This window comes from Secundilactobacillus folii, from assembly GCF_009720675.1.
Lineage (GTDB): Bacteria > Bacillota > Bacilli > Lactobacillales > Lactobacillaceae > Secundilactobacillus > Secundilactobacillus folii.
This window is the reverse complement of record NZ_WNJO01000007.1, coordinates 100400-122994: the sequence shown is the minus strand read 5'-3', so window position 1 is coordinate 122994 and position 22595 is coordinate 100400. Positions and strand designations below refer to the sequence as shown.

Genomic DNA, 22595 nt, shown 5'->3' with positions numbered 1-22595 from the left:
TAAATTGGTATATCTTGAAAACGAGTTTAAAAAGGCTGTTTAGACATAAAAGCGGTTTTCAAACCCAATTGTTTGAAAACCGCTTTTAATTTTTCACTGAACTATTCGATTCCCACTTCTCGTTTTACCACTTCAACGATTCGGTTAACATAGCCTTCAACCGCTTCTTTAGTTGGCGCTTCAGCCATCACCCGAAGCAGTGGCTCCGTTCCGCTAGGCCGAACCAAGACCCGACCATCGCCTGACATTTCTTTTTCGACGGTATCAATGATGCCCTTGATAGCTTCATTATTAAGGGCTGCCTTTTTGTCTGCAACTTTAACGTTTACCAATTTTTGCGGATAATCCTTTACGTCGGCTGCTAGTTCAGACAGTTTCTTGCCAGTTTCTTTCATAATGTGTAATAGTTGAAGACTCGTCAGCATCCCATCACCAGTCGTGTTGAAGTCCAAAAAGACGATGTGTCCGGACTGCTCGCCACCTAAGTTATAGCCATTTGCAAGCATTTCTTCAACAACGTAACGGTCCCCAACTTTAGTTTTCACGCTGGTCATACCATGGGCTTCCATGGCCTTATACATCCCTAGATTACTCATCACCGTGGTGACGATTGTATCCTTTTTGAGGCGACCGTGTTCTGACATGTATTTGCCACAAATATACATGATCTTGTCACCGTTCACGAGCTGACCATTTTCATCAACTGCGATACAACGGTCACCGTCACCATCAAAAGCTAAGCCAACTTGGGCACCCTTATCAACCGTAAACTTTTGCAGCTGTTCAGGATGAGTGGACCCCACCTGATCGTTGATATTTAAGCCGTTTGGCGTGGTGGCAATGGTGTCAAATTCAGCTCCGAGGTCGGCATACAAACGTGATACTAAGTTACTAGTAGCCCCGTTAGCGGAATCAACCGCAATGTGCATGCCTGACAGGTCATCGGCAATGGTCTGTTCTAGAAACTGAATGTACTTTTGACTGCCTTCTTGATAGTCCTCAACCGTGCCTAAGCCCTTTGCAGCTGGCCGTGGTAAATTATCTTTTTGATCCAGCAATTTTTCAATTTCTTCTTCAAGGTCATCTGACAGCTTATAACCGTCTGCCCCGAAAAATTTAATCCCATTATCTTCTACGGGATTATGTGAAGCCGTCAGCATGACGCCGGCATCAGCACCCTGCGTTCGAACCAGATATGCAACCGCTGGGGTGGTAATAACCCCCAGCCGTAACACTTCGATGCCAACTGACAAAAGGCCGGCGACTAAAGCTTCTTCCAACATTTGACCTGAAATCCTGGTGTCATGGGCAACCAGCACCTGTGGCTGTTCACGTTCAGTAGCGTGCTCGGTCAATACATATCCACCCGCACGACCTAATCGAAAAGCAAGTTCTGGGGTTAATTCTTTATTCGCAATTCCACGTACACCATCAGTTCCAAAATACTTCATATTAAATTTTCCTCATTTCCAGATTATCATTTAGATTCAGTTGTAACGGTTACTTTCACATTACTTGGATCGGTACCTGTAACTTTATTAGCGTTAGCATCCAAACTAATCGTTTTGGTCTTCTTATCCTTTACGTCGCTAACATCAACGTCAGCGGTAAATGACGAGATGTTATTCAACTCAGACTCCGAACCAAAGACCCGGACGGAAGTCGTCGCACTGTTAAACGAATAGGTTTGATCAGTATTGGCATTTTTGGCCTTAAATTTCAACGGCACTTTCTTTGAGTGCCCTTTAGCCGTAATTGGCAAATTGACCTGCGTCGTTGACGGCGTCAAAATCACGTTAACGGTCTTGCCTTGGTTATCTAAAGCTTCAATCACGGCTTCGCTATTGACGGATTTATTAACGTCTTGCGGTAAGTTCAATTGCGCGACAACCTTCTGAATACGGTCAATCTCGCTTTCAGGCCCAGTGGCTTTGACACTCGTGACATCGGTTGTAGCTGTACCTGCAATGTAATTCTTGGCAATCTGTGACTTATCATACTGAACGGTCACGGGGAACGAAACCGTCTGCCGCGGTTGAATGTTAACTTTAATCGTTGACGGAATAATTTCATAATTGATTGAACGGTTCAATCCATCCTGTTTTAAAGTGACATTGTGCTGACCAGGTTTCAATCCGTTCAGATTGGCGAAAACCCGAAAGTTCTGCGTGTTAGCAGTCGCCGTAATCAGTGCTGCGGGTCCGCTCAAACGGACTTTGACCATTTCTGGATAACCAGTCACAAAATACTTGTCGGAGTTCACATTCAACCTCAATTGAACCGAAACGGTCTTGTGCTCGGTGGCGGTCAAAGTGGTTGAATTATCGCCCGAACCCGTTGTTTGCTGAGTCGTGGTCGTCTTAAGACTGTTGACGTATAAAAATAACATGACTGCTAAAAACAGGGAAAGCAGCCGGTAGGTCCACCGACTGTTGAAAATATTTTTCATTTCTGGTTTCCCCCTTTAAACAGCTGATTGACGGAGTCAACCAGCCTCTCCAGTGGGTTCTTGGACTGTTCAGGTTCTTGATCTTGAATCAGTTCATTCTGCAGAAATTTGAGATAATCATTTTGATCCATATTGCGCAAAAGTTCATTATTCTTCGTAATGGAGACTTCTCCAGTTTCTTCAGAGATCACAATCGTCAAGGCATCCGTCACTTCCGAAATACCAACTGCTGCCCGGTGCCTGGTCCCTAGTTCTTTGGGAATTAAGTTACTCTCCGAAAGCGGTAGGTAAGCTGCGGCAACCGCAACTTTATTATCCTTGATAATCACCGCCCCATCGTGCAACGGTGTATTCGGAATAAAAATGTTGATCAAAAGTTCGCCCGTGATCTTAGCATCCAACTCGATTCCGGTTTCAATGTAATCTTCCAGGCCAGTATCCATTTGAATCGTCATTAAAGCACCGATCCGACGTTTCGACATATACTGGATCGCCTTATCCAGCGCACTGATCATTTGTTTTTCGGCCTCATTGACCTGCCGATTACGAACGAAGATCGAGCCACGGCCTAAATGTTCCAGCCCACGACGAATCTCGGGTTGGAAAATAATGATCATGGCAATGACGCCCCAATTAATCACTTGATCCATCAACCAAGATACCGTCACAAACCCGACATAAACCGCGATGATCTTGATCAAAACGATCACAACTATGCCGCGTAAAAGTTGAACGGCTTTGGTGCCACGTAGCAACATGATCAGTTCATAGAACACAAACCAAACGACGAGAATATCGAGGAGGTTAACGATGTTGTGCCACGTCAAAAAGCTACTCCAATCAAGATTCATTTGATAATTTCCCTCCAAAAATCTATTCAGGTAACATTATAGCACGCCAAGACCGATAATATGGGTTAGCCCACTAGATTTATGGCCGGCCTCAATAATTGGTTTGATAAAATTTCATAAACAACGTTAAATTTCATGCGACCTCATAAGGAATCTGTTACTATTTAAATAGTGAGTATCGAGTGAGGAAGTGATAAATTGGCAGGTCATGCACGCTGGCAAATTCGTGCGTTCCTAGTGTTATGGCTAATATTTTTATGGCGGTTCGCACACGAACCATTTACCTTTTTGATTTTAAATACTTTTTTGGGCTATCTGCCCATCGAGATCAGCTTTCATCTCACCGCTCAACGGCCTCGAAACCGACTCGCTTTTTGGCTGCTGGTATTGCTCTGGCTAGTTTTTTACCCCAACGCACCCTATCTGTTGACAGACCTGTTCCACCTGTCGTTACTTAATCCATATGGTGTCGATGGTTTACTGAGATTGGACCTTCACGTTTGGATCTATTTCACCTACGAACTAATCAGCGTTTTGTTCTGCGTCATACTCGGCTTTTGGAGTTTAAATTACGTCGCTAGCATCATCACAAAACGCTTTTTGCACGGTAGTGTCTGGTTACAAATGATCCTTGTTTTGGTGTTAACGTTTCTATCGTCAGTCGGTATTTACGTTGGACGCTTCCTCCGAATTCATACCGTCTACCTGTTTATTTCACCAGAATTGATCATCAGTCGACTGCTGCACATGTGGACGCCAACCATGCTAGTCTTCGTCGGGTTAATGACTCTGATTCAGCTGATTGCTTACTGGTTAGTCTACCTAGCCTTTCATGACCGACTTGTTGTCGATAATACGGGCTCTCAATCAAAAAATTGAGTAAATGACCTGAACACTCTTTATCATTCAAAAATAACAAAAGACAGATTTCAAAAAATAGAAATCTGTCTTTTGTTATCTAATACGTTTTTCTACTACTTTTAATATTTACAGCATTAATGTTCTTAACAAAATGATTACTCAACCTCATCATTGACCGCCATCATCAACACATTTTCGGAATAATTGATGTACTGGCGCAAACGTCCAGCCATTTGCCAGCTGATATTTCCAGATTCTAGTAAGGTTTGCACGCCCGTCCGTTCAGCACCTAGCGCCACCGCTCTGAGCTGATTGAGTTGTTTGGCGTACGTCTGGCGGGAAACAACGCGGTCTTCACGAGCTCGTTCAATTCGGTTACGGTAGTAAACAACAAGGTGATAAATTGCCTGCCTGTCTAACACCTGTGAATCAACGTCGTCCTTTGCTAGATATTTCGACAAGGCCTTTATCGCTGCTTTGGAACTTTCACGGTCGATCATTTGCCAATCGTTATCGATCGTTTTTGTTTGCCGCTTGAAAATAGTCCCGCGAATCCATAACCTGATTCGGTGAAAGATCCCGGTCCAGTTTCGAATCAACGTTGAATTTGAGCGCCCCACTGGTTGTGTAACCCGTTTAAGCGTGCGGGCAAGGTGCTTACTGGCTGATTTATAGGCGGCGTTCGAAATTTGGTGTTGAGTATGCAGCCGGTCTAATGCTGACTGCTCCCCATCAAGACCAACCTGGCGCAAAACCAGTTCATCATCGATTACCCGCTGCATCTCAGCATCATCACGAATCTGCATTTCTAGGCGTCGAATAATGAATTGATAATCAAGAATCAGGTCGTAGGCAGCACGCTGATTCTCTAAACGACGATGTTCTTCGATTGCATTGATCGCGAGCCTCATGATATATATTCTGGCTTGCGCTTCGCTTAAGTGGTGAGTATTTTCGGATTGTTTCTCCGCGTCGTTAGACTCTTCTGAAACCTCAAACTCCTCATCAGTTTCCTCGCCAATACTTGCTCGAGTCTGCAACGGAACTGAATTGTCCGGAGCCACTAACGGCAACGTGATCACGGCTGCCACCAGACTGATGATAATCACCCCAGCCGCAACGAATAGGACCAACGCCCGTTGCGGAAACGCGTGTCCAGTAGCGGTCACCAATGGCAGCGACAGCACACCGGCCATAGTGACCGCACCCCGCACCCCGGATAAACCAGCTAACAAGGCCACCCGCAAATTAGGTCGATTGGGTTTTGTAATCCCTGAATAAAGATAGATCCAAACAACCCGAATCACTAAGATGATCAACCAGGCCCCAAACGCGTAACCGATCGCTTGAAAGGTGTTAAAATGCACATCATTAATGATTTTAGACGTGGCAATCGGCAGTTCATCGCCTAAAATCAGGAACACGATTCCATTTAAGAGGTACACAATGATGTCCCAAGTTTTTTCAGTTACTAATTTCAGCTCTGGGGAATCTTCAATCAACCGTGAATTCTGAACGTGTGAAAGCGCACCAGCGGTCACCACCGCAATCACTCCAGAAGCGTGAAGTAACTCTTCAGCAACAACGTAAATCACAAACGGCGTCATAATCTGTAACACCGTATTGAACACCACGTCATTGATCCCCTGCCGGCGCAAAATATCGCGAAGAAATTCAATTAGGGACATCAAAATAAATCCGGCCAGTAAACCAACTAAACTAATGTAAAAAAAGTCACCAACAGCTTTACCAAAAGAAAATACGCCGGTTACCGTGGCTGCCACAGCGTATTTAAACGCAATTAAACCTGAGGCGTCGTTGATCAGGCTCTCACCACTAACCAGATGCATGATGCGATCAGGTAACTTCACCCGCTTTGAAATCGATTGAACAGCCACCGGATCTGTGGGTGACAAGATGGCAGCCAGCGCAAAACTCACTGACAGTGACAATTTGGGCACCATTAAATAAATGAAATAACCACCCACGATGGTCGTTAAAAACACTAATAAAATTGAATTTGCAAAAATTGGTCCCCGCAGTTGCCAGAGTTCACGATTGGGAAAGCGCCGGCCATCATTAAATAGCAGCGGCGCAATAAATAGCAGCAAGAACCAGTCGGTATCGAGTGGAATCTCAATTTCCCAAAAGAGGGCCATGACTAACCCAAGACCAATCTGAATCAAACTAACGGGAATAAAAGTGAGGTAGTGGCTGACGACGTTGGAAATTAATACCAGGACAGCAAGTAAAATAACGGCTTCTACGATCGACAACTAGATAACCCCTTTCGTAAGGACTACTTCGGATCTTCGCCAATAATGCGAACTTCAGTTTCAAGCTGGACGCCCGCCTCTTTGAGTACCGTTGCTTGAACGTGGGCAATCACAGCCAAATAGTCTGATGCTGTGGCGTGATCAACGTTCACGATAAAGCCGGCGTGCTTAGTGGACACTTGCGCACCACCATACTGGTACCCCTGCAAGCCAGCATCATGAATCAGTTTGCCCGCATAATACCCTGTTGGCCGCTTGAAGACACTGCCACATGAAGGCAGCTCAAGTGGCTGCTTGGCAGCACGACGAGCGTTAAAATCATCCATTTTAGCCTGAATCTCGTGCCGGTCACCAGACTGCAGTTTAAATGTCGCGCTAACAACGACATCGTGTTCGTCTTGAACCCGACTGTGACGGTAGGAAAAATCCATATCTGAGCGTTGAATCGTTTTGATCTCAGCTTGCGGTGTCAAAACTAAAATCGAATCGGCAACCATACTGATTTCGCCTCCGTAAGCGCCGGCATTCATAAAAATAGCACCACCAACACTGCCTGGGATCCCAGCTGCAAACTCGAGACCGCTAAGACCCACAGACTGTGCCACTTTAGTGGTTTGAATCAAGGAAGCACCAGCATCCGCGACCACTAGATCACCGTCTACTTCAATGTCTTTCATCTCGGTCAAGATCATCACTAACCCACGAATGCCACCATCTTTAACGATTAAATTACTGGCATTACCAATGGTGGTAATCGGTAGCTCTCGTTCGTTGGCATAGACCATGAGTGACTGGATCTCATCTAAATTCTTAGGAAAAGCCAGGTAATCAGCTCGACCACCAGTTTTGGTATGCGTGTACTTTGATAAAGCTTCGTTTTCCAGTAGCTTAACCTTTGGAAAAGCTGCCACGATATTTGACGTCATGTTCAGGTTCCTTTCGTTTCCTACGCTCCACGCGCTGTTGCTTATTAATATGATAACATGTGACACTGGTTAAAGAAACGGTTGACGATTCGCAACGTCACAGTTATAGCCACCGTCTGCTTACCTAGACATCATTTTGAGTGAGCACAACCAAACGGCTTTAAAAAATGATAAACTAAGTAGTAAGCAATCGATTAATGGGAGGATGTTATTCGTGAAATTTATTAGTTGGAACGTCAATGGCCTTCGTGCCGCTGTCAGACACGACTTTATGACCACTTTTAAAGACCTCAATGCCGATTTTTTCTGCGTCCAAGAAACCAAGATGCAGCCAGATCAGTTAACGTTGGACCTGCCTGGTTATCAACAGTATTTTAACTCCGCCGAGCGCAAGGGATATTCTGGCACTGCGGTATTTACAAAATACAAGCCACTCAACGTGACCTACGATATTGGTGTCAGCGATTTTGACCACGAAGGCCGGGTAATCACCCTGGAATATCAAGACTTCTTCCTGGTAACTTGCTACACGCCTAATTCTGGTACGGGTCTAAAACGGCTGGACTTTCGCATGGGCTGGGAAGCTGCTTTCCAGGATTATCTGGATGCACTTAATGCTAAAAAACCAGTCATCTTATGTGGCGACTTGAACGTGGCCCACGAAGAAATTGATATCCGAAATCCCAAGACCAATCATAAAAATGCTGGTTTCACCGACCAGGAACGTGAGCAGTTCACTCATTTGTTGAAACGCGGTTACACGGATACCTTCCGCTACTTCTACCCGGACGCAACGGACAAGTATTCGTGGTGGAGTTACCGGTTTAACGCGCGGGACCGGAACGCTGGCTGGCGAATCGACTATTTTGTCACGAGTGACACTTTACGTCCCAAACTAGCGTCCGCGGGAATCAAAGACCAGATCTATGGTTCTGACCACTGTCCAATATTCTTGACAACCAGTGATCTTCACGTATAATTTTTATGAATAACAGGAAGGGAGTGGCGAAGATGAACTTTGTCGCAATGGACTTTGAAACTGCTAGTGGCAAGCGCTACTCCGCTTGTTCATTGGCGTTGACGATTGTCCGCAACAACCAAGTTGCTGATGAATTTTACACCTTGATCAAACCAGACACCCCATTTTATTGGCGCAATACCCAAATTCACGGCATTCACGAAGCTGACGTAGCCGATGCACCAGACTTTCCCACCGTTTGGCCGCACATCCAGTCACTTTTCACCCCTGATCAATTGGTCATTGCCCATAACGCCCAGTTTGATAATGGTGTTTTAAGGCAGACCTTGAATCATTATGGAATTCCATCTCCGGCTTACTTAACCTTAGACACGGTGAAGACCAGCCGGCAATTCTTACCGCGGCTGGTAAACCACAAGTTAAACACCGTGGCTGACGCTCTCGGAATTGCACTGGAACATCATCATAATGCCCTGGATGACAGCTTAGCCTGCGCTAATATCTTACTGACAGAGGCTAAAACATTTGGACAGGATGCCATTAAACCTTTCATCAAATTAACCTAGCTCTAAAAATAAAAAACGAGCATCACAAAGCTCGCTTAAATACCAAAGAATAGCGACAAAAAGGAAAATTTCCCAAATGGAGGAAATTTTCCTTTTTGTCGCTATAGAGCTAGAATCTGAGTTTTAACACGGTTTACGCTAGATAACAGTTTTGAAATGGTGGCGAATCAAGATTGATTGTTGTGCATGAAACCACTCATATTATTAACCGTCATTTGGTCACTGAAGCTTTTTACTTCACTGCCAACTGCATCTCAATCGCCGCCACCCGTTGTCCCTTTGAATTTGTCACCTGTAGTTCACGCACAGTTTCAAACCCAATATCGGTATACAGTTTCACAGCGCGCTGATTGACAGTTTGCACAGTCAGAGTAATGATGGCAAATTGACTTTGCAGTGCTGCCCAGTCAAGGCCACTGAGCATCAGTTCCCGACCAATTCCTTGCTGCCAGTATTTTTTGAGTACGGCAACACCAATCTCACCAATTTGCTGCTCATTAGTGGGCAGCACCGTTGCCAAGCCAACGGGATGGTCATCAATCAAGGCAACCAGCAATAACTGTTGCAGTGAACTGCCGATAGCTTCGATTTGTTGTGCTTGCGTGGTTACCCCAATTTGGTGGTCACTGGTATCCTCAAAGGTTGTTGATTCAGTTTTTAACTGCTTTAAAAGTGCCAGCAGCCCAACTGCGTCTTGAGATGTAGCTTGGCGAATCACCAACGCATCATCATTTGCCATTTTGGCCATCCTCCAGTTGCTGAACCATTGTAATAAACCGCTGACCATGGGGTTCAAAATGCAGTTCTCGAACGTTTTCTCCCTGATCATCCAGGCGTTTAAAAGCAATTCGCAGATAACTATCAGGTAATTCATCCGCGACAAATTGGGACCATTCGACAACGCTGACACCATCGCCATCAAAGTATTCATCAAGTCCAAGCTCATCACCACTGCCATCTTCCAGGCGGTAGACATCCATATGATAGAGTGGCAAACGGCCATCCTGATATTCACGAATTATTGTAAAAGTCGGACTCTTAACGTTTCGTTTAATACCAAGTCCAAGGGCTAGACCCTTAGTGAAGGTCGTCTTACCAGCACCCAGATCACCATCCAGTAAAATAATATCTTTAGCGGCCAGCATTGGTGCCAACCGCTGGCCGATTGCCATTGTTTCTTCTGGTGTAGAAACTTTCATTGTTAGTGCCATAATAACCTCTTTAACTCAAAAGGAGCTGGGGCAACAACTGCCGGCAGCTCCAAGATTTTTATTCTCAGTGATATTAAACCGCTTGAGCCGCAGTGATGATAGCGACCTTGTAAACGTCTTCTTCATTAGCACCACGAGATAAGTCAGAAACAGGTGCGTTTAGGCCTTGAAGCAGCGGACCAATGGCCTCGTAGCCCCCAAGTCGTTGCGCAATCTTGTAACCAATATTACCAGCTTCAAGCTCTGGGAAAATGAACACGTTGGCGTGGCCAGCGACGTTCGAACCTGGTGCTTTGGCAGCAGCGACTTCTGGCACGACAGCGGCGTCAAATTGTAATTCACCATCAATTGGAATATCAGGTGCCTTTTCTTGAGCCAACTTGGTCGCTTCTTGAACCTTGGTCACTTGATCAGCCTTGGCTGAACCCTTAGTCGAAAAACTCAACATCGCAACTTTAGGATCAATGTCATACTTCTTGGCGGTAAGCGCACTTTCAACTGCCACTTCTGCCATCGCGTCAGCATCCAAATCAATGTTGATCGCACAGTCAGCAAACAATAAGCGTTCCTCACCCTTTAACAAAATGAAGTAACCACTGATGCGTTTAACCCCTGGCTTAGTTTTGATGATTTGCAGTGCCGGACGCACCGTGTCACCAGTTGGGTGAATGGCGCCTGAGACCATGGCGTCAGCTTCACCCAGATAAACCATCATCGTCCCCCAGTAGTTTGGATCTTCCAGCATCTTAGCTGCTTGTTCAGGCGTATTCTTACCCTTCCGACGTTCAACTAAAGCATCCAGCATTTTCTTATGCTCATCACCAGATGCGTTAGCTGGATTTTCAATTTGAATGTCACCTAAATCGAAGCCCTTCTCACTGGCAGTTGCTTTGATCTTATCTGTATTTCCAAGTAAAACGGGCTTAACCAAGTTATCCTTAGCTAATCTAGTAGCTGCTCCAATGATGCGGACATCTTCCCCTTCTGGGAAAACCACCGTTTTGTTCAAACCACTAATCTTTTGCTTTAAACTATCAAAAAGTTCCACAATCTAGACCTCCAGATGTTTGAAATTCCGACTAGTCAACTCTCTCTATGCCTCATGCTGTGGCGTCTGCTCCGGGGCATCAACATGCTCTGGTAACTGCCAATCGATTGGCTCTTCACCAAGCGACTTTAATGCGATGTTGGTTTTCGAAAACGGCTTTGATCCAAAGAAACCTCGATTGGCGGACAACGGACTAGGATGCGCGGACTGGATCACAATGTTTGATTTTGTATCGATCAAACTGATCTTCGACTGCGCTGCGCGACCCCAAAGAATAAAGACCACTGGCATCGGCCGTTCAGATAACTTATGAATCGCCGCATCCGTCAACTGTTCCCAACCCTTCCCTTTGTGGGAAAAGGCCTGGCCGTTTCGCACTGTCAGTACGGAATTCAAAAGCAGCACACCCTGCTTTGCCCATTTTTCCAAATACCCATGATTCACAGGCTTAATGCCAAGATCCGACTGTAATTCCTTATAGATGTTACGCAGACTGGGCGGAATCTGAACACCAGGCAAGACGGAAAAACTCAGTCCGTGAGCTTGATTTGGTTCATGATAAGGATCCTGTCCTAAAATCACAACTTTAACTTGTGAAAATGGCGTCCACTCAAACGCTTCAAAAATATGAAACATATCCGGATGGATGTTTTGCGTCTGGTACTCATGAACAAGAAAGACTCGCAGATTTTGGTAATAAGCCTTCTTAAACTCAGGCTCCAAAACCGGCCACCAATCATTATGAATAAACGGTTTCATTCCCAACACCTCAACGTTCATTCTATCATAGATTTTCACAAATTATTAGTAGTAAGCAGAAAATTAAGGCCAGGCAAAGTCACATTCGATTGCCAAAATGGCAGCGACTTAGAAATTTGTAAACCTAGCTTAATTCAGAATATAAAAACAAATGGTAGTCTGGCTCACATTTTCTGTCATTCATGTTAAAATGAAACATAATATGATTGGGTGGATTGAGTCCACTTAATACTCGATTGAATGGAGGGGCTTCCATGCGCACACTGTATATTCGTCAGGACAGTTTAGCTGCTAAGGGGGCCAGTGTCGTCCGCGACGTGAATAAACGTTCTGTTTACCTGTTGATTGGGAAGTGGGGGCGCCATCAAGACGCGCTTTCCCTGTACCAGATCAGTGGTGATCTGCTGGCAGAGCTCAAGCAAACCTCTCTGGGGCTCCTCCCCCGCTTCGACATCTATTATCAGGGCAAAAAAGTTGGGGCGATTTCGAAGCGCTTAGGCTTCTTTAACGAAATGATATACATCAGTAACCTCCACTGGATTATTGTGGGTAATTTGAATACCGGTAATTATAAGGTATTTCACGGGACGACGACAATCATGAGTTCCCAGGGTGACGGTGACCTGCGCGCCATGCAAATTGCTAATCGCAAGCTTGAACCAATCTGCATCTGTATCGCGGCAACCTTAGATCACTGGGCTAATCGGCGCTCAAAAATCAAGTTTCCTTCAAAAGCGTGGCACGCTGAATTCAACGTCCCAATGGGGCTACCAGGGAACCGTGCCTGGCATTATGCCAATAAACAGTCTAAAAATTAAACGACAGCACACCAAAAGAGCCTCAGTCAAAACTGGGGCTCTTTTCGTTTCAATCTATTTTGACTGTTTTGATCAATAGTGTTTCAAGACACGCTCAATCTGCCGTTTCTGGTCACGGCGCTTTAACGTTTCTCGCTTATCATACTCGTGTTTACCCTTAGCCACACCAAGCAGGACCTTCGCAAATCCATTTTTAATGTAGATCCTCAGGGGGACAATCGTGATACCCTTGTCCTGGGTCTCATTTTGTAAACGCGTGATCTCCTTTTTATGCAGCAGCAACTTACGGTTGCGTAAAGGGTCGTGGTTGAATCGGTTTCCTTGAGTATACTCGCTAATGTGAATATTCATCAGCCAAGCTTCTCCATTACGGATTTGAGCAAATCCATCAGTTAAATTCACACGACGTTCCCGGATCGACTTGATCTCAGTTCCCGTCAGCGCGATTCCAGCCTCATAAGTGTTGAGGATCGTATAGTCATGCCGGGCCTTTTTATTCTGTGCCATGACATTCTTATCGGTCGGCTTTTTCTTCTTTGCCAACAGTCCTCACCTCACTTTTAAATATTAATGATTTGGTTTATGGTTCTGACGATTTCTTGACTGCGTCTGATTACGGGTGTGGTGCACCTTATTGCGTCCACTTTGGTTATTATTGCTTTGTGGCCGTCGATGATCACCAGGCCGCCGGTTCCGACTGCCATTGTATGACCGGTGTTCGCGCTTCGGTAACAGATCCGTTACCGGAGCAGCTGATGGGTCGACCAGTTCAAAATCAATTTGACTCTGCTCCTTATCGACGTGAACGACTTTAACTTTCACTGATTGCCCGATTCGGTATGTCCGGTGGGTCTTAGTGCCCACTAAGGCAAGATATTTTTCAACGTACTCGTAATAGTCATCCGTCAAACGGCTAATGTGGATCAAACCTTCTACAGTGTTCGGCAATTCAATAAACATACCAAACTTCATGACAGAACTAACGGTGGCATCAAACTTTTCACCAATGTGATCAGCCATGTATTCAGCTTTCTTCATTGAGTCAGTGTCACGTTCGGCGTCAATTGCTCGACGTTCCATTTCAGAAGAGTGCACGCCAATTTCTTCCAGTAAGTCAGCATAGCGTTCCTTGCTCTTATCGTTAATACCGTGATCTTCATAATAGTGAATCAAACGATGCACCATGGTATCAGGATAACGGCGAATCGGTGATGTGAAGTGGGTATAGTACTTAGCAGCCAGGCCAAAGTGTCCCAGCGACTGGTCAGTATACCGTGCCTGTTTAAGGCTCCGTAACATCATGACGGAAACCACCGCTTCTTCAGGCTTGCCAGCAACTGATTTTAAGACGTTTTGGAGCATCTTAGGCCGTAAATGATCGGGATCACCCTTAACGTTCACACCAAACGCCGTCAGAAATTCGAAGAAGTTTTTTACCCGTTCGCCATCTGGAGTTTCATGAACACGGTAAATAAATGGTACCCGTTTTTTATTATAGTGTTCAGCCACGGTTTCGTTAGCCGCCAACATGAACGATTCAATCATCTTTTCGGCTAAACCGCGAACTCGTAATTGAATATCGATAGCATGCCCTTTATCATCCACGATGATTTCAGCTTCCCGGTCGTCAAAATCAATGGCACCACGGCGCTTACGATGCTTGTACAAAATTTTGTGCAGTTCTGACATGTCCTCAAACATGGGCACTAACCGATCGTATTTTTCCCGCGTTTTAGTATCGTGAGCTTCCAAGATCTTGTTAACATCCGTGTAAGTCATCCGCGCCGCAGACTTCATCACGCTTGGGTGAATCCGATGCTTGACCACGTTACCTTCAGAATCGATTTCCATTTCACAGCTCATACACAGCCGTAAAACACCCTCATTAAGTGAACAGATGCCATTTGAGAGCCGTCGTGGCAACATTGGAATGACGCGGTCCGTCAAATAGACACTGGTGCCCCGCTTATAGGCTTCCTGATCCAGCAGTGAACCTTCCTTTACATAGTGTGACACGTCCGCAATATGAACACCCAGATGATAGTTACCATTGTCGAGTTTCCACACTGTGACCGCATCATCCAAGTCTTTAGAAGACTCGCCATCAATGGTCACTAGGTCTTGATCCGTAATGTCTTCACGGCCAACTAGTTCATTTTCGGTGACGTGATCTGGAATGGCATCCGCTTCCTGCAAAACGTCCTCAGGGAATTCAGCAGGAATATCATGAGCATACACGATCTGTAAAATATCAATACCGGGATCGTCCACACTACCGATAACCTGCTTAGCAATACCCACCATTGCCAGCGGGTGATCGCTGTTTGGAAATTCAGTGATCTCTGCTGTCACCACTTCGCCTGGGGTTGGCTTTAAACCAGTATCAACCACGTAAAACTTATAGCGGGAGAGCTTTTTGTCAGTTAGACGAACCTGCCCGTAATAACCCATATCATCATTAGTTTGGATAAAGTCCCCAACAACGTGGGTGTAGTGATGTTCTTCGATCCCAGTAACCTTACCCACTGGACCCCTGTCAGAATGGGGATCCGCTGCCCGCACGATCTCCATATCAACTTCATCACCGTTTAACGCCATCATGGTGTCGTCTGGCGCGATAAAAGCGTCTGGTAATTCGTCATCGTAAGCGACAAAGCCGAAGCCCTTATCGTTTGCGTGAAATATGCCAGTCAGTTGACGGGCCTTTTCATTGAGTTGAAATTCGCCATCAGTAGTCACCACGGCGATTTTTTCGCGCTCCAGCTGTGCCAATTCCTGCACGATCAGTTTAAATGCAGCTGAGCCGTGATAGCCAAGCGCGTCCGAAACGTCTTCGACCCGAAAACGCTTAGATGGATTGGCACGAAGTATTTCCGAAATTTGTTGCTTTAAATTGTTATCTTCCACGATTTAATTCCTCATTATTTATAAATTTTTTTCTAGGTAGGCTACTAAGTCCTGCTCAAGTTGATGATGGGCTTGATTGACGGTAATCACATGACCCGCATCTTGATAAAAGTGAAAATCAACTTGGCTACTAGTGAGCGAATCACGAAGTTGGTACACATTTTGCGCGTCGATCAGTTCGTCTTGACCACCCTGTGCTACAAACGTTGGCTGCTTGATTGCACTTAATTGGTCTGCGACCGTTGCAGCAAACTGGGTGATCAGTGATAACTGATCAGGGACCTTTGCTTCAAGCCAGTCAAGACGTCGTTGCTCGTCATCGCCCGTGACGTTGGTGGCCCGATACGTTGCTTTAGCCAGTCGTAAAAACTCCGGCACCAGGTTATTTTTACCGCGCATGACCACGGGGGAACTAAACGAACCGCCACCGATCAAGTCAGGATATTCCTCTAAGGCTTTCATAGCAAAAATACCGCCCAGCGACAAGCCAAAAATACTGATTTGTTTAAAATGCTTGTCACGCAGATTTTGAATTGCTCGTTGAGTGTCAGACCACCAAGCCGCTGGTGAACCCTGCGTCAAAATATCCGCTGGGTCACCCGTTGCGTGGCCCGTAAACATCGGCGCTAAGACTGTGTATTGCCGTTTTTGCAAATAGCGTCCCAACATTCGAACGTCATTGGCACTGCTAGCATACGCATGCAGTAGAACGATCGCCCGACTGCCACCTTCAAAATAAAATGGTTTTGGCATCTGAATCATCGTTTGTTCACCTCACTGAGACCTGACGATTATAGAACGAAAAATCCCCCTGCATGGTTCACAGGAGGATCTAATTGCTAGTGTGAAGATAGATAAGCTAATGCTAACGCCAGCACAAAGAAAATAACTCCCAAAACGACCGTAACCTTTTGCATAAATGCTTCAAAGCCCCGAGCTTTTTGACGGGAGAATAAGTCTGTACCGCCGCCACTTAAAGCAGACATTGCATCGTCTTGCTTTGCGGGTTGCATTAACACTGCGATAATAATAAGTACGCTATCAATCATCAATCCTGTTAATAGTAAATTATACAAGAGCTTGCCTCCTAGATATGTTGCACCGTCTCACTGACAATACCTTTATACAATCTATCATAAAACCAAACAGAATACTAGTGTCCAGCTCAAATTCTACTAGGCTAATACCCCAAAGATCAATTGCCAGATAAGTGCATCATCACGTGACGAACATGAATCAAATACTTCTGTGGGACACTCAATAATAGTGTATCACCTAACCGGATCTCTGTGTCACCATGTGGCACAATGATTTTTTCACCACGTTTGATTTCAACCAGTAAAGCACCATCTGGCCAGTCAACATCACGAACTTGCTTTCCGTCTAAAACGGCATTTTCAAACACTGGGAACTCCAATTGTGTCACTGGTACAGTCTGTCCAGTATGGGACTTCTGAAGAAATTTTTCAAGCATGGCTGCGTACACTGGCGCACCACCGAGAACATCTACCGTCAAATAGGCAATTAACGAGACTAATGCTAACGGCATAAGATGCTGAAGTGTCCCAACCATTTCAGTAATCAGTAAAATAGCCGTAAATGGTGCCTTGCTAATGCCAGCAAAGTATCCAGCCATGGCAGCAATCGTAAAAATTGGCACCACTGCCGGGCTGGCCAAGTGCCAGCTCACTAATAATTGTCCAAACAGGGCTCCTAAAACAGCGCCTAAAGTCAAGATAGGCAGAAAAATACCGCCGGGTAATCCGGTCCCATATGAAATCATCGAATAGACAAACCGAACGATAAAGACGACCAGGAGAATCATTGCCGTAGGTGCATTGCCACCGATCGAAACGATCAACTGATTACCCCCACCGAGAATTTGGGGAATAAACAGGCCAACCGGAATCAACAATAAAAACGCAATGAGACTATTGTACTGATCTGGCAGCCACTTGATACGGTGATACCACTCGCCGACCCGTAAAACGACCACCTGATACAGCCGCCCAAATAGACCCAGTAGAAGCCCCAAAATAACCAACCAGCCATACTGCGTTAAGGGTAAAGGATGGACATAAGTAATATGTAAAACAGGTGTCAAACCAAAGAAAAACGTTGAAACAAAGTCGGCTGCGATTGCGCTTGCTAATGCGGTGATCCAAATCATGGTCGAAAAATTATGATACACTTCTTCCAAAATAAAGAGCGAACTGGCGATCGGGGCATTGAACGCAGCAGATAAACCAGCCGAGGCGCCACTAGCAATTAAGGTTCGCCGTTTATTACCGGTAATTTTACGGGACTCCGCAAATCCTTGCCCAACCGTTGCTCCAAGCTGAATAGAAGGCCCTTCCCGACCAAGAAAAAGCCCACTGCCAATGGCCAGCACACCGCCAACAAATTTCTTCCATAAGACAGGCCACCAGTGGTATTCAACCTCACCCATTAATTGCCCTTCAACCTGCGGAATACCGGAACCTGTAATCTCTGGCGTCGTTTTCAGCCAGCGTCCGATCAGCAGTGTCAAGATGACACTGAAGACCACCCAGATCAGTAGCAACCATAGATTCCCCTTAGCCAGGTGGAAAAACCATTGGACAAGTTTCAAACCATGACTGATCAATAAGCGAAAGGTGCTCACGATGAAACCGGCGATCAATCCAATTAGGATTCCTTGCAGCACCGCGTTAATTCGGGTGAAATCCCATTTTTTATGTCTTAACACATTCATTTCAATCATGCACTCCTAAGTTAATGTACGCAATCCATTCTATCATATGTATGGCCTAGCCTGACATAACATCAAGCTAGAAATTTTAGTGACGCTGATTTAGCCCCGGATGTAGGCGCTGCTTTAAATGATGATGACGTCGATGAGAAAAATGCTTCTTATGTCTTGCATGTTTTGAGTGAGGCTTTTTATGATGGGACTGATGACTCGCATGATGGCGCTTATTGTTTGAATGCTTCAAATGTGACTTAGGTGCTCGATGATGTGGACGAACTGGGTGTTGGATCCGTAGTTGGCATAAAATTTTATCCAATCGTTGTATAATCTTGGCTAATTGATACATTAAATCGTCATAATGCTGATTATCAGCGACTATCTCTGGTTTCTTTAAATCATTTTCACTTATTTGATTATTATCAGGCTGCGGTTTTAAAGAAAAATCAGGATTCGGAACAGGCCTTTCATTTGGCTTGACTTCAGGATCGGTCCCCGTTTTATCCCCTGCATCCGGTTCTGAAATCTGATCTGGTTTTTCCTCTGGCTTGGTCTCCGGCGTCACATCAGGTTTTTCATCGGGTTTGATCTCTGGGGTGACTTCCGGTTTGTTTTCCGGTTTAGTTTCTGGAGTTGTTTCTGGTTTAGTATCAGAATTTCCCTCTGGTCTCTGGTCAGGCTTTGTGTCCGGTGCCACTTCTGGCTTCTCTTCTGATTTAATTTCTGGGGTGACATCAGGTTTAATATCAGGAGTACCCTCTGGCTTTTCCTCAGGGTTAAAATCGGGTGTCACCTGAGGTTTTTCACTTGGTTTCGCCTCTGGTTCAACCTCTGGAGTTACGTCAGGTTTCGGGGCAGGAATCATCTCTTGCCCTTCATCCGGCTCAGTCTCTGGTTTCACTTCTGGTTTTGCCTCGGGAACGATTTCTGGCTTGGTTTCTGGCGTCGGCCTCGGCTTCTCAACGGACTCTCCAGGATTAGAAACAGACCCACTGACATTATTGGTCTTTAAATTAAACGTCACGTGACCATAACCTTCAAGATTATACGTAACTTGATTTGAAAGAATACGATAACCAGCTTGCTTAACTTGCTGGTCTAATTCTGATAGCTTATCTTTGACGTCCTTAAAATTGGCTTCCATTTTATCCGGTAAATGTGCTGTGGAAATTTGCTGGTCAGAAACAACCTTATAATCGATAGTAAAATCAATTTGACGACGGTGAATGATGGTATCAAAACTTTGACCGTCAGCTTCAATTAGGGACTCTTTAGGATCCTCTAGCTCATAACAAGAGCCGAGTGCTTCCGTCAAAATCGGTACACATTTTCCCTCAAGAGTACCCGTCTGATAATCATAGTTCTGAAATTTCTTCTTACTGATCTGCCCGTCAGGATTTTTAAGCTTATAATTCAAATGAACTAAAGCTTTCTTAGCAACAAGAGTTTGAGAGACAAAAAATGTCCGGTTATCCTCCAGCTTAGAAATCACTACCGGTTGTTGCGTGCTCCAATCATAATTTGGATATAGGGGCGCAAAATTAAAGATTCGCTTTCCATCAGCAGAAATACTTTGATATTTTGCAAATTGACCGCCAGCTTCAACCCGATACGTCGTGGTGCCCGAAATTGGTCGTCTAGTAAGTGCACCAGCGTCAATAACTAACTTGGTATAGTTATATTCAATGGTGTACGGTTCGAAACTTTCAGTGGCTGCACTAGCACTGACACTGTTAGCAAATACCCCTAAGGTCACCCCCAGACATAGCAATAATCGACTCATTTTGATTTGCATATTAACTCTCCTTTCTTTGTACAGAGTTAACTACGCCAAAAAAGGTCGATTTTGGCTAAAATTCTGATTTGCAAATCAAAAAAGGCCACTGAATAAATTCAGCAGCCTTTTTAGTGAATCATTAACAAATTTCTAGCGTTAAATTACTTGTTTTGAATGGCTTCACGAGCTTGTTCACTCAAGTTGTAGAAGGAGTGGATGCCCTTGTAGTCAGAAACTTCACCCAATTGATCTTCGATCCGCATCAACTGGTTGTACTTAGCAATTCGTTCGCCACGACTCATTGAACCAGTCTTAATTTGACCAGCATTCAATGCGACAACTAAGTCAGCAATCGTCGTGTCTTCAGTTTCACCAGAACGGTGTGAAATGATAGCAGTGTAACCTGCTTCTTTAGCCATTTCAACAGCTTCAACAGTTTCAGTTAAAGTACCAATTTGGTTAAGCTTGATCAAAATAGCGTTGGCAACACCCATCTTGATACCTTTTTCAAGGTAGTTCGTGTTAGTGACAAACAAATCATCACCAACGATTTGAACCTTCTTGCCTAAGCGAGAAGTTGCCATCTGCCAGTCTTCCCATTCGTTTTCATCCAGGGGATCTTCAATTGAAACGATTGGGTACTTGTCAACGATGGTTTCCAATAAGCTGACAAATTCTTCAGCAGTGTATGATTTGCCATCACCAACTAAGTCGTAGGTCTTAGTTTCAGTATTGTAGAACTCTGATGCAGCACAGTCAAAGGCGATTGCGACGTCTTTACCTGGCTTGTAACCAGATTGCTTAATGGCATCAACTAAGATTTCGAATGGTTCCTCATTGTTCTTTAAGTCAGGGGCAAAACCACCTTCATCACCAACAGCAGTTGAATAACCGCGGTCGTTCAAGATTGACTTCAAAGCATGGAAAGTCTCTGAACCCATTCGAATCGCTTCCTTGATGGAAGGAGCGCCAACGGGCATGATCATGAATTCTTGGAAGTCGACCTTGTTGTTGGCATGCTTACCACCATTGATAACGTTCATCATTGGAGTTGGTAACAAGTGACCATTGAAACCGCCTAAGTAATTATATAACGGAACTTCAAGCTCGTCAGCAGCAGCACGGGCAGCAGCTAGTGAAACACCTAAAATAGCGTTAGCACCCAGCTTACCCTTGTTAGGCGTGCCGTCTAACTTGATCATTGCTTTGTCGATTGCAATTTGATCGGTAACATCGTAGCCAACGATTTCTTTTGCAATGATGTTGTTTACGTTGTCAACGGCCTTAGTAACACCCTTGCCACCGAAACGGTTCTTGTCGCCATCACGTAATTCAACGGCTTCATGTTCACCAGTAGATGCACCAGAAGGTACGATTCCACGGCCAACTGCACCGGCTTCTGTGTAAACTTCAACTTCAACAGTTGGGTTACCACGTGAGTCTAAGACTTCGCGGGCGTAAATATCAGAAATAATTGACATTATATTCTCTCCTTAATGAAAGTTTAACCTAGCGGGAAACAATTCCCCGCAGTCTATTCTATTAGTTTAACCTTGAACTTGCAATTACTATTTGAGTTTATTTTTGGTAGTTGACTAATTGAAGGAAGGTTTTGGCATCTAGGCTTGCGCCACCCGCTAAAACACCATCAATATTTGGCTTGGCCATGATTTCAGAAATATTATCTGGGTTCACGCTGCCACCATATAAAACTCTCATCTGGTTAGCGACGTCATCACCGTAAATATCAGCGATCGTTTGGCGAATCAGATAGCAACCCTCTTCAGCTTGATCGGCCGAAGCAGATTTACCGCTACCAATTGCCCAGCTTGGCTCATAAGCGATGACCAACTGACGAGCTAAATCGTCACTAATGTCTTTTAAGGCACCCGTCACCTGACTTACGACCCAGTGAATCTTCTCACCGGCTTCCAACCGACCCATTGTTTCATCACAGCAAAGAATCGGTGTCATGTGATTGCGATAAACCGCATGCACTTTTCGGTTAATAATATCATCGGTTTCGTTAAAATAACTCCGCCGTTCTGAGTGACCTACAATGACGTAGGGAATACCCATTTCCGAAAGTGCCAGTGGTGAAGTTTCACCGGTAAAGGCACCAGAATCTTCATAGTAACAATTTTCCGCACCGATTCGAAGGTGGTTCGCCGAATTCATTTCGAGCATGGTTTCCAATAGAATCGCTGGAGCGGCAATTGCCGTTTCAATTTGAGCTGGTTCAGGTAATCGATCTGACACAGCTTGCATAAACGAACGGGCATCTTCGATCGACTTATTCATCTTCCAATTACCCGCAATTAATGGTATCCGCACAGTAAACGCTCCTTTTGCTCAATCTTTTTATAGTAACAACCCTATTTTATCGAAATGAAAACGGTTTAGCCAGTCATGTTGATCATCAATTTTCTAGGAGACCCC

At 44.9% G+C, this 22595-nt stretch carries 21 protein-coding genes; 4 read left to right on the top strand and 17 right to left on the bottom strand.

Annotation, left to right across the window (positions count from 1 at the left end; genetic code table 11):
• Window positions 1-101 precede the first annotated feature (101 nt).
• The 3 genes from glmM to cdaA are packed head-to-tail and all read right to left on the bottom strand — an operon-like array spanning window position 102 to window position 3300.
• On the bottom strand, window positions 102-1451 hold the full coding sequence (gene glmM / locus GM612_RS07350) for a phosphoglucosamine mutase (RefSeq protein ID WP_155431736.1): 1350 nt from the start codon (window positions 1449-1451) through the stop codon (window positions 102-104).
• Window positions 1452-1477: 26 nt separating this feature from the next.
• On the bottom strand, window positions 1478-2449 hold the full coding sequence (locus tag GM612_RS07345; RefSeq protein WP_155431735.1) for a CdaR family protein: 972 nt from the start codon (window positions 2447-2449) through the stop codon (window positions 1478-1480).
• Window positions 2446-3300 (bottom strand): diadenylate cyclase CdaA, encoded by an 855-nt coding sequence (gene cdaA / locus GM612_RS07340; RefSeq protein WP_155431734.1) that lies wholly within the window; start codon window positions 3298-3300, stop codon window positions 2446-2448. Before cdaA ends, GM612_RS07345 begins: the two co-directional genes overlap by 4 nt.
• 198 nt (window positions 3301-3498) lie before the next feature.
• Between cdaA and GM612_RS07335 the strand changes: the two genes are divergently transcribed.
• Window positions 3499-4179, top strand: coding sequence for a DUF1361 domain-containing protein (locus GM612_RS07335; RefSeq protein WP_155431733.1), 681 nt, complete (start codon window positions 3499-3501; stop codon window positions 4177-4179).
• A gap of 137 nt (window positions 4180-4316) precedes the next feature.
• Here the strand turns inward: GM612_RS07335 and GM612_RS07330 are convergent, their stop codons facing one another.
• Together GM612_RS07330 and murB are read right to left on the bottom strand one after the other, a co-directional pair.
• Entirely contained in the window at window positions 4317-6437 is a 2121-nt protein-coding gene (locus GM612_RS07330; RefSeq protein WP_155431732.1) for a cation:proton antiporter, read from the bottom strand.
• A 23-nt stretch (window positions 6438-6460) separates the two neighbouring features.
• On the bottom strand, window positions 6461-7363 hold the full coding sequence (gene murB, locus GM612_RS07325) for a UDP-N-acetylmuramate dehydrogenase (RefSeq protein WP_155431731.1): 903 nt from the start codon (window positions 7361-7363) through the stop codon (window positions 6461-6463).
• Window positions 7364-7577: 214 nt separating this feature from the next.
• Here murB and GM612_RS07320 point away from each other — a divergent pair, with 214 nt between their 5' ends.
• On the top strand, window positions 7578-8342 hold the full coding sequence (locus GM612_RS07320) for an exodeoxyribonuclease III (protein ID WP_343031845.1): 765 nt from the start codon (window positions 7578-7580) through the stop codon (window positions 8340-8342).
• 32 nt (window positions 8343-8374) lie between these two features.
• Window positions 8375-8908, top strand: coding sequence for a 3'-5' exonuclease (locus GM612_RS07315; RefSeq protein WP_155431729.1), 534 nt, complete (start codon window positions 8375-8377; stop codon window positions 8906-8908).
• A gap of 232 nt (window positions 8909-9140) precedes the next feature.
• On the opposite strand, the gene GM612_RS07310 is transcribed toward GM612_RS07315, so the two are convergent.
• From GM612_RS07310 to GM612_RS07295, 4 genes are all read right to left on the bottom strand, one after another.
• The gene (locus GM612_RS07310) at window positions 9141-9647 is read right to left on the bottom strand and encodes a GNAT family N-acetyltransferase (protein ID WP_173021245.1); all 507 of its coding nucleotides are present in this window, start codon (window positions 9645-9647) and stop codon (window positions 9141-9143) included.
• Entirely contained in the window at window positions 9637-10119 is a 483-nt protein-coding gene (tsaE, locus tag GM612_RS07305; RefSeq protein WP_155431727.1) for a tRNA (adenosine(37)-N6)-threonylcarbamoyltransferase complex ATPase subunit type 1 TsaE, read from the bottom strand. The genes GM612_RS07310 and tsaE overlap by 11 nt, the downstream gene beginning before the upstream one ends.
• Window positions 10120-10192: 73 nt before the next feature.
• Window positions 10193-11167, bottom strand: coding sequence for a phosphate acetyltransferase (pta, locus tag GM612_RS07300; RefSeq protein WP_343031844.1), 975 nt, complete (start codon window positions 11165-11167; stop codon window positions 10193-10195).
• 45 nt (window positions 11168-11212) lie between these two features.
• Entirely contained in the window at window positions 11213-11926 is a 714-nt protein-coding gene (locus tag GM612_RS07295) for a uracil-DNA glycosylase (RefSeq protein WP_155431726.1), read from the bottom strand.
• Between the two features lie 254 nt (window positions 11927-12180).
• On the opposite strand from GM612_RS07295, the gene GM612_RS07290 reads away from it, so the two are divergent.
• Window positions 12181-12744 (top strand): LURP-one-related/scramblase family protein, encoded by a 564-nt coding sequence (locus tag GM612_RS07290; RefSeq protein ID WP_216644512.1) that lies wholly within the window; start codon window positions 12181-12183, stop codon window positions 12742-12744.
• A gap of 72 nt (window positions 12745-12816) precedes the next feature.
• Here the strand turns inward: GM612_RS07290 and smpB are convergent, their stop codons facing one another.
• The 8 genes from smpB to tpiA all read right to left on the bottom strand — a co-directional run bounded on the left by smpB (window position 12817) and on the right by tpiA (window position 22490).
• On the bottom strand, window positions 12817-13290 hold the full coding sequence (smpB, locus tag GM612_RS07285; RefSeq protein WP_425500341.1) for an SsrA-binding protein SmpB: 474 nt from the start codon (window positions 13288-13290) through the stop codon (window positions 12817-12819).
• Between the two features lie 21 nt (window positions 13291-13311).
• A complete protein-coding gene (gene rnr / locus GM612_RS07280) occupies window positions 13312-15651 on the bottom strand; it encodes a ribonuclease R (RefSeq protein WP_343031843.1) in 2340 nt (779 codons plus the stop codon).
• 18 nt (window positions 15652-15669) lie between these two features.
• On the bottom strand, window positions 15670-16404 hold the full coding sequence (locus GM612_RS07275) for an alpha/beta hydrolase (RefSeq protein ID WP_246147644.1): 735 nt from the start codon (window positions 16402-16404) through the stop codon (window positions 15670-15672).
• A gap of 86 nt (window positions 16405-16490) precedes the next feature.
• A complete protein-coding gene (gene secG, locus GM612_RS07270) occupies window positions 16491-16727 on the bottom strand; it encodes a preprotein translocase subunit SecG (RefSeq protein WP_155431723.1) in 237 nt (78 codons plus the stop codon).
• A 119-nt stretch (window positions 16728-16846) separates the two neighbouring features.
• A complete protein-coding gene (locus tag GM612_RS07265; protein ID WP_155431722.1) occupies window positions 16847-18385 on the bottom strand; it encodes a ClC family H(+)/Cl(-) exchange transporter in 1539 nt (512 codons plus the stop codon).
• 85 nt (window positions 18386-18470) lie between these two features.
• On the bottom strand, window positions 18471-20174 hold the full coding sequence (locus GM612_RS07260; protein ID WP_155431721.1) for a hypothetical protein: 1704 nt from the start codon (window positions 20172-20174) through the stop codon (window positions 18471-18473).
• Window positions 20175-20317: 143 nt separating this feature from the next.
• Window positions 20318-21637: a phosphopyruvate hydratase gene (gene eno, locus GM612_RS07255; protein ID WP_155431720.1), complete on the bottom strand. Its 1320-nt coding sequence runs from the start codon at window positions 21635-21637 to the stop codon at window positions 20318-20320.
• Between the two features lie 97 nt (window positions 21638-21734).
• Window positions 21735-22490, bottom strand: coding sequence for a triose-phosphate isomerase (gene tpiA, locus GM612_RS07250; protein ID WP_343031842.1), 756 nt, complete (start codon window positions 22488-22490; stop codon window positions 21735-21737).
• Between the last annotated feature and the right edge of the window lie 105 nt (window positions 22491-22595).

What these genes read in the sequence shown, in the direction of transcription:
- GM612_RS07315 (WP_155431729.1), top strand. Translation starts at nt 8,375, where the DNA reads ATGAACTTTGTCGCAATGGACTTTGAAACTGCTAGTGGCAAGCGCTAC.
- GM612_RS07295 (WP_155431726.1), bottom strand. Translation starts at nt 11,926, where the DNA reads ATGAAACCGTTTATTCATAATGATTGGTGGCCGGTTTTGGAGCCTGAG.
- GM612_RS07310 (WP_173021245.1), bottom strand. Translation starts at nt 9,647, where the DNA reads ATGGCAAATGATGATGCGTTGGTGATTCGCCAAGCTACATCTCAAGAC.
- glmM (WP_155431736.1), bottom strand. Translation starts at nt 1,451, where the DNA reads ATGAAGTATTTTGGAACTGATGGTGTACGTGGAATTGCGAATAAAGAA.
- eno (WP_155431720.1), bottom strand. Translation starts at nt 21,637, where the DNA reads ATGTCAATTATTTCTGATATTTACGCCCGCGAAGTCTTAGACTCACGT.
- murB (WP_155431731.1), bottom strand. Translation starts at nt 7,363, where the DNA reads ATGACGTCAAATATCGTGGCAGCTTTTCCAAAGGTTAAGCTACTGGAA.
- GM612_RS07260 (WP_155431721.1), bottom strand. Translation starts at nt 20,174, where the DNA reads ATGCAAATCAAAATGAGTCGATTATTGCTATGTCTGGGGGTGACCTTA.
- GM612_RS07290 (WP_216644512.1), top strand. Translation starts at nt 12,181, where the DNA reads ATGCGCACACTGTATATTCGTCAGGACAGTTTAGCTGCTAAGGGGGCC.
- tsaE (WP_155431727.1), bottom strand. Translation starts at nt 10,119, where the DNA reads ATGGCACTAACAATGAAAGTTTCTACACCAGAAGAAACAATGGCAATC.
- GM612_RS07265 (WP_155431722.1), bottom strand. Translation starts at nt 18,385, where the DNA reads ATGAATGTGTTAAGACATAAAAAATGGGATTTCACCCGAATTAACGCG.
- cdaA (WP_155431734.1), bottom strand. Translation starts at nt 3,300, where the DNA reads ATGAATCTTGATTGGAGTAGCTTTTTGACGTGGCACAACATCGTTAAC.
- GM612_RS07275 (WP_246147644.1), bottom strand. Translation starts at nt 16,404, where the DNA reads ATGCCAAAACCATTTTATTTTGAAGGTGGCAGTCGGGCGATCGTTCTA.
- GM612_RS07345 (WP_155431735.1), bottom strand. Translation starts at nt 2,449, where the DNA reads ATGAAAAATATTTTCAACAGTCGGTGGACCTACCGGCTGCTTTCCCTG.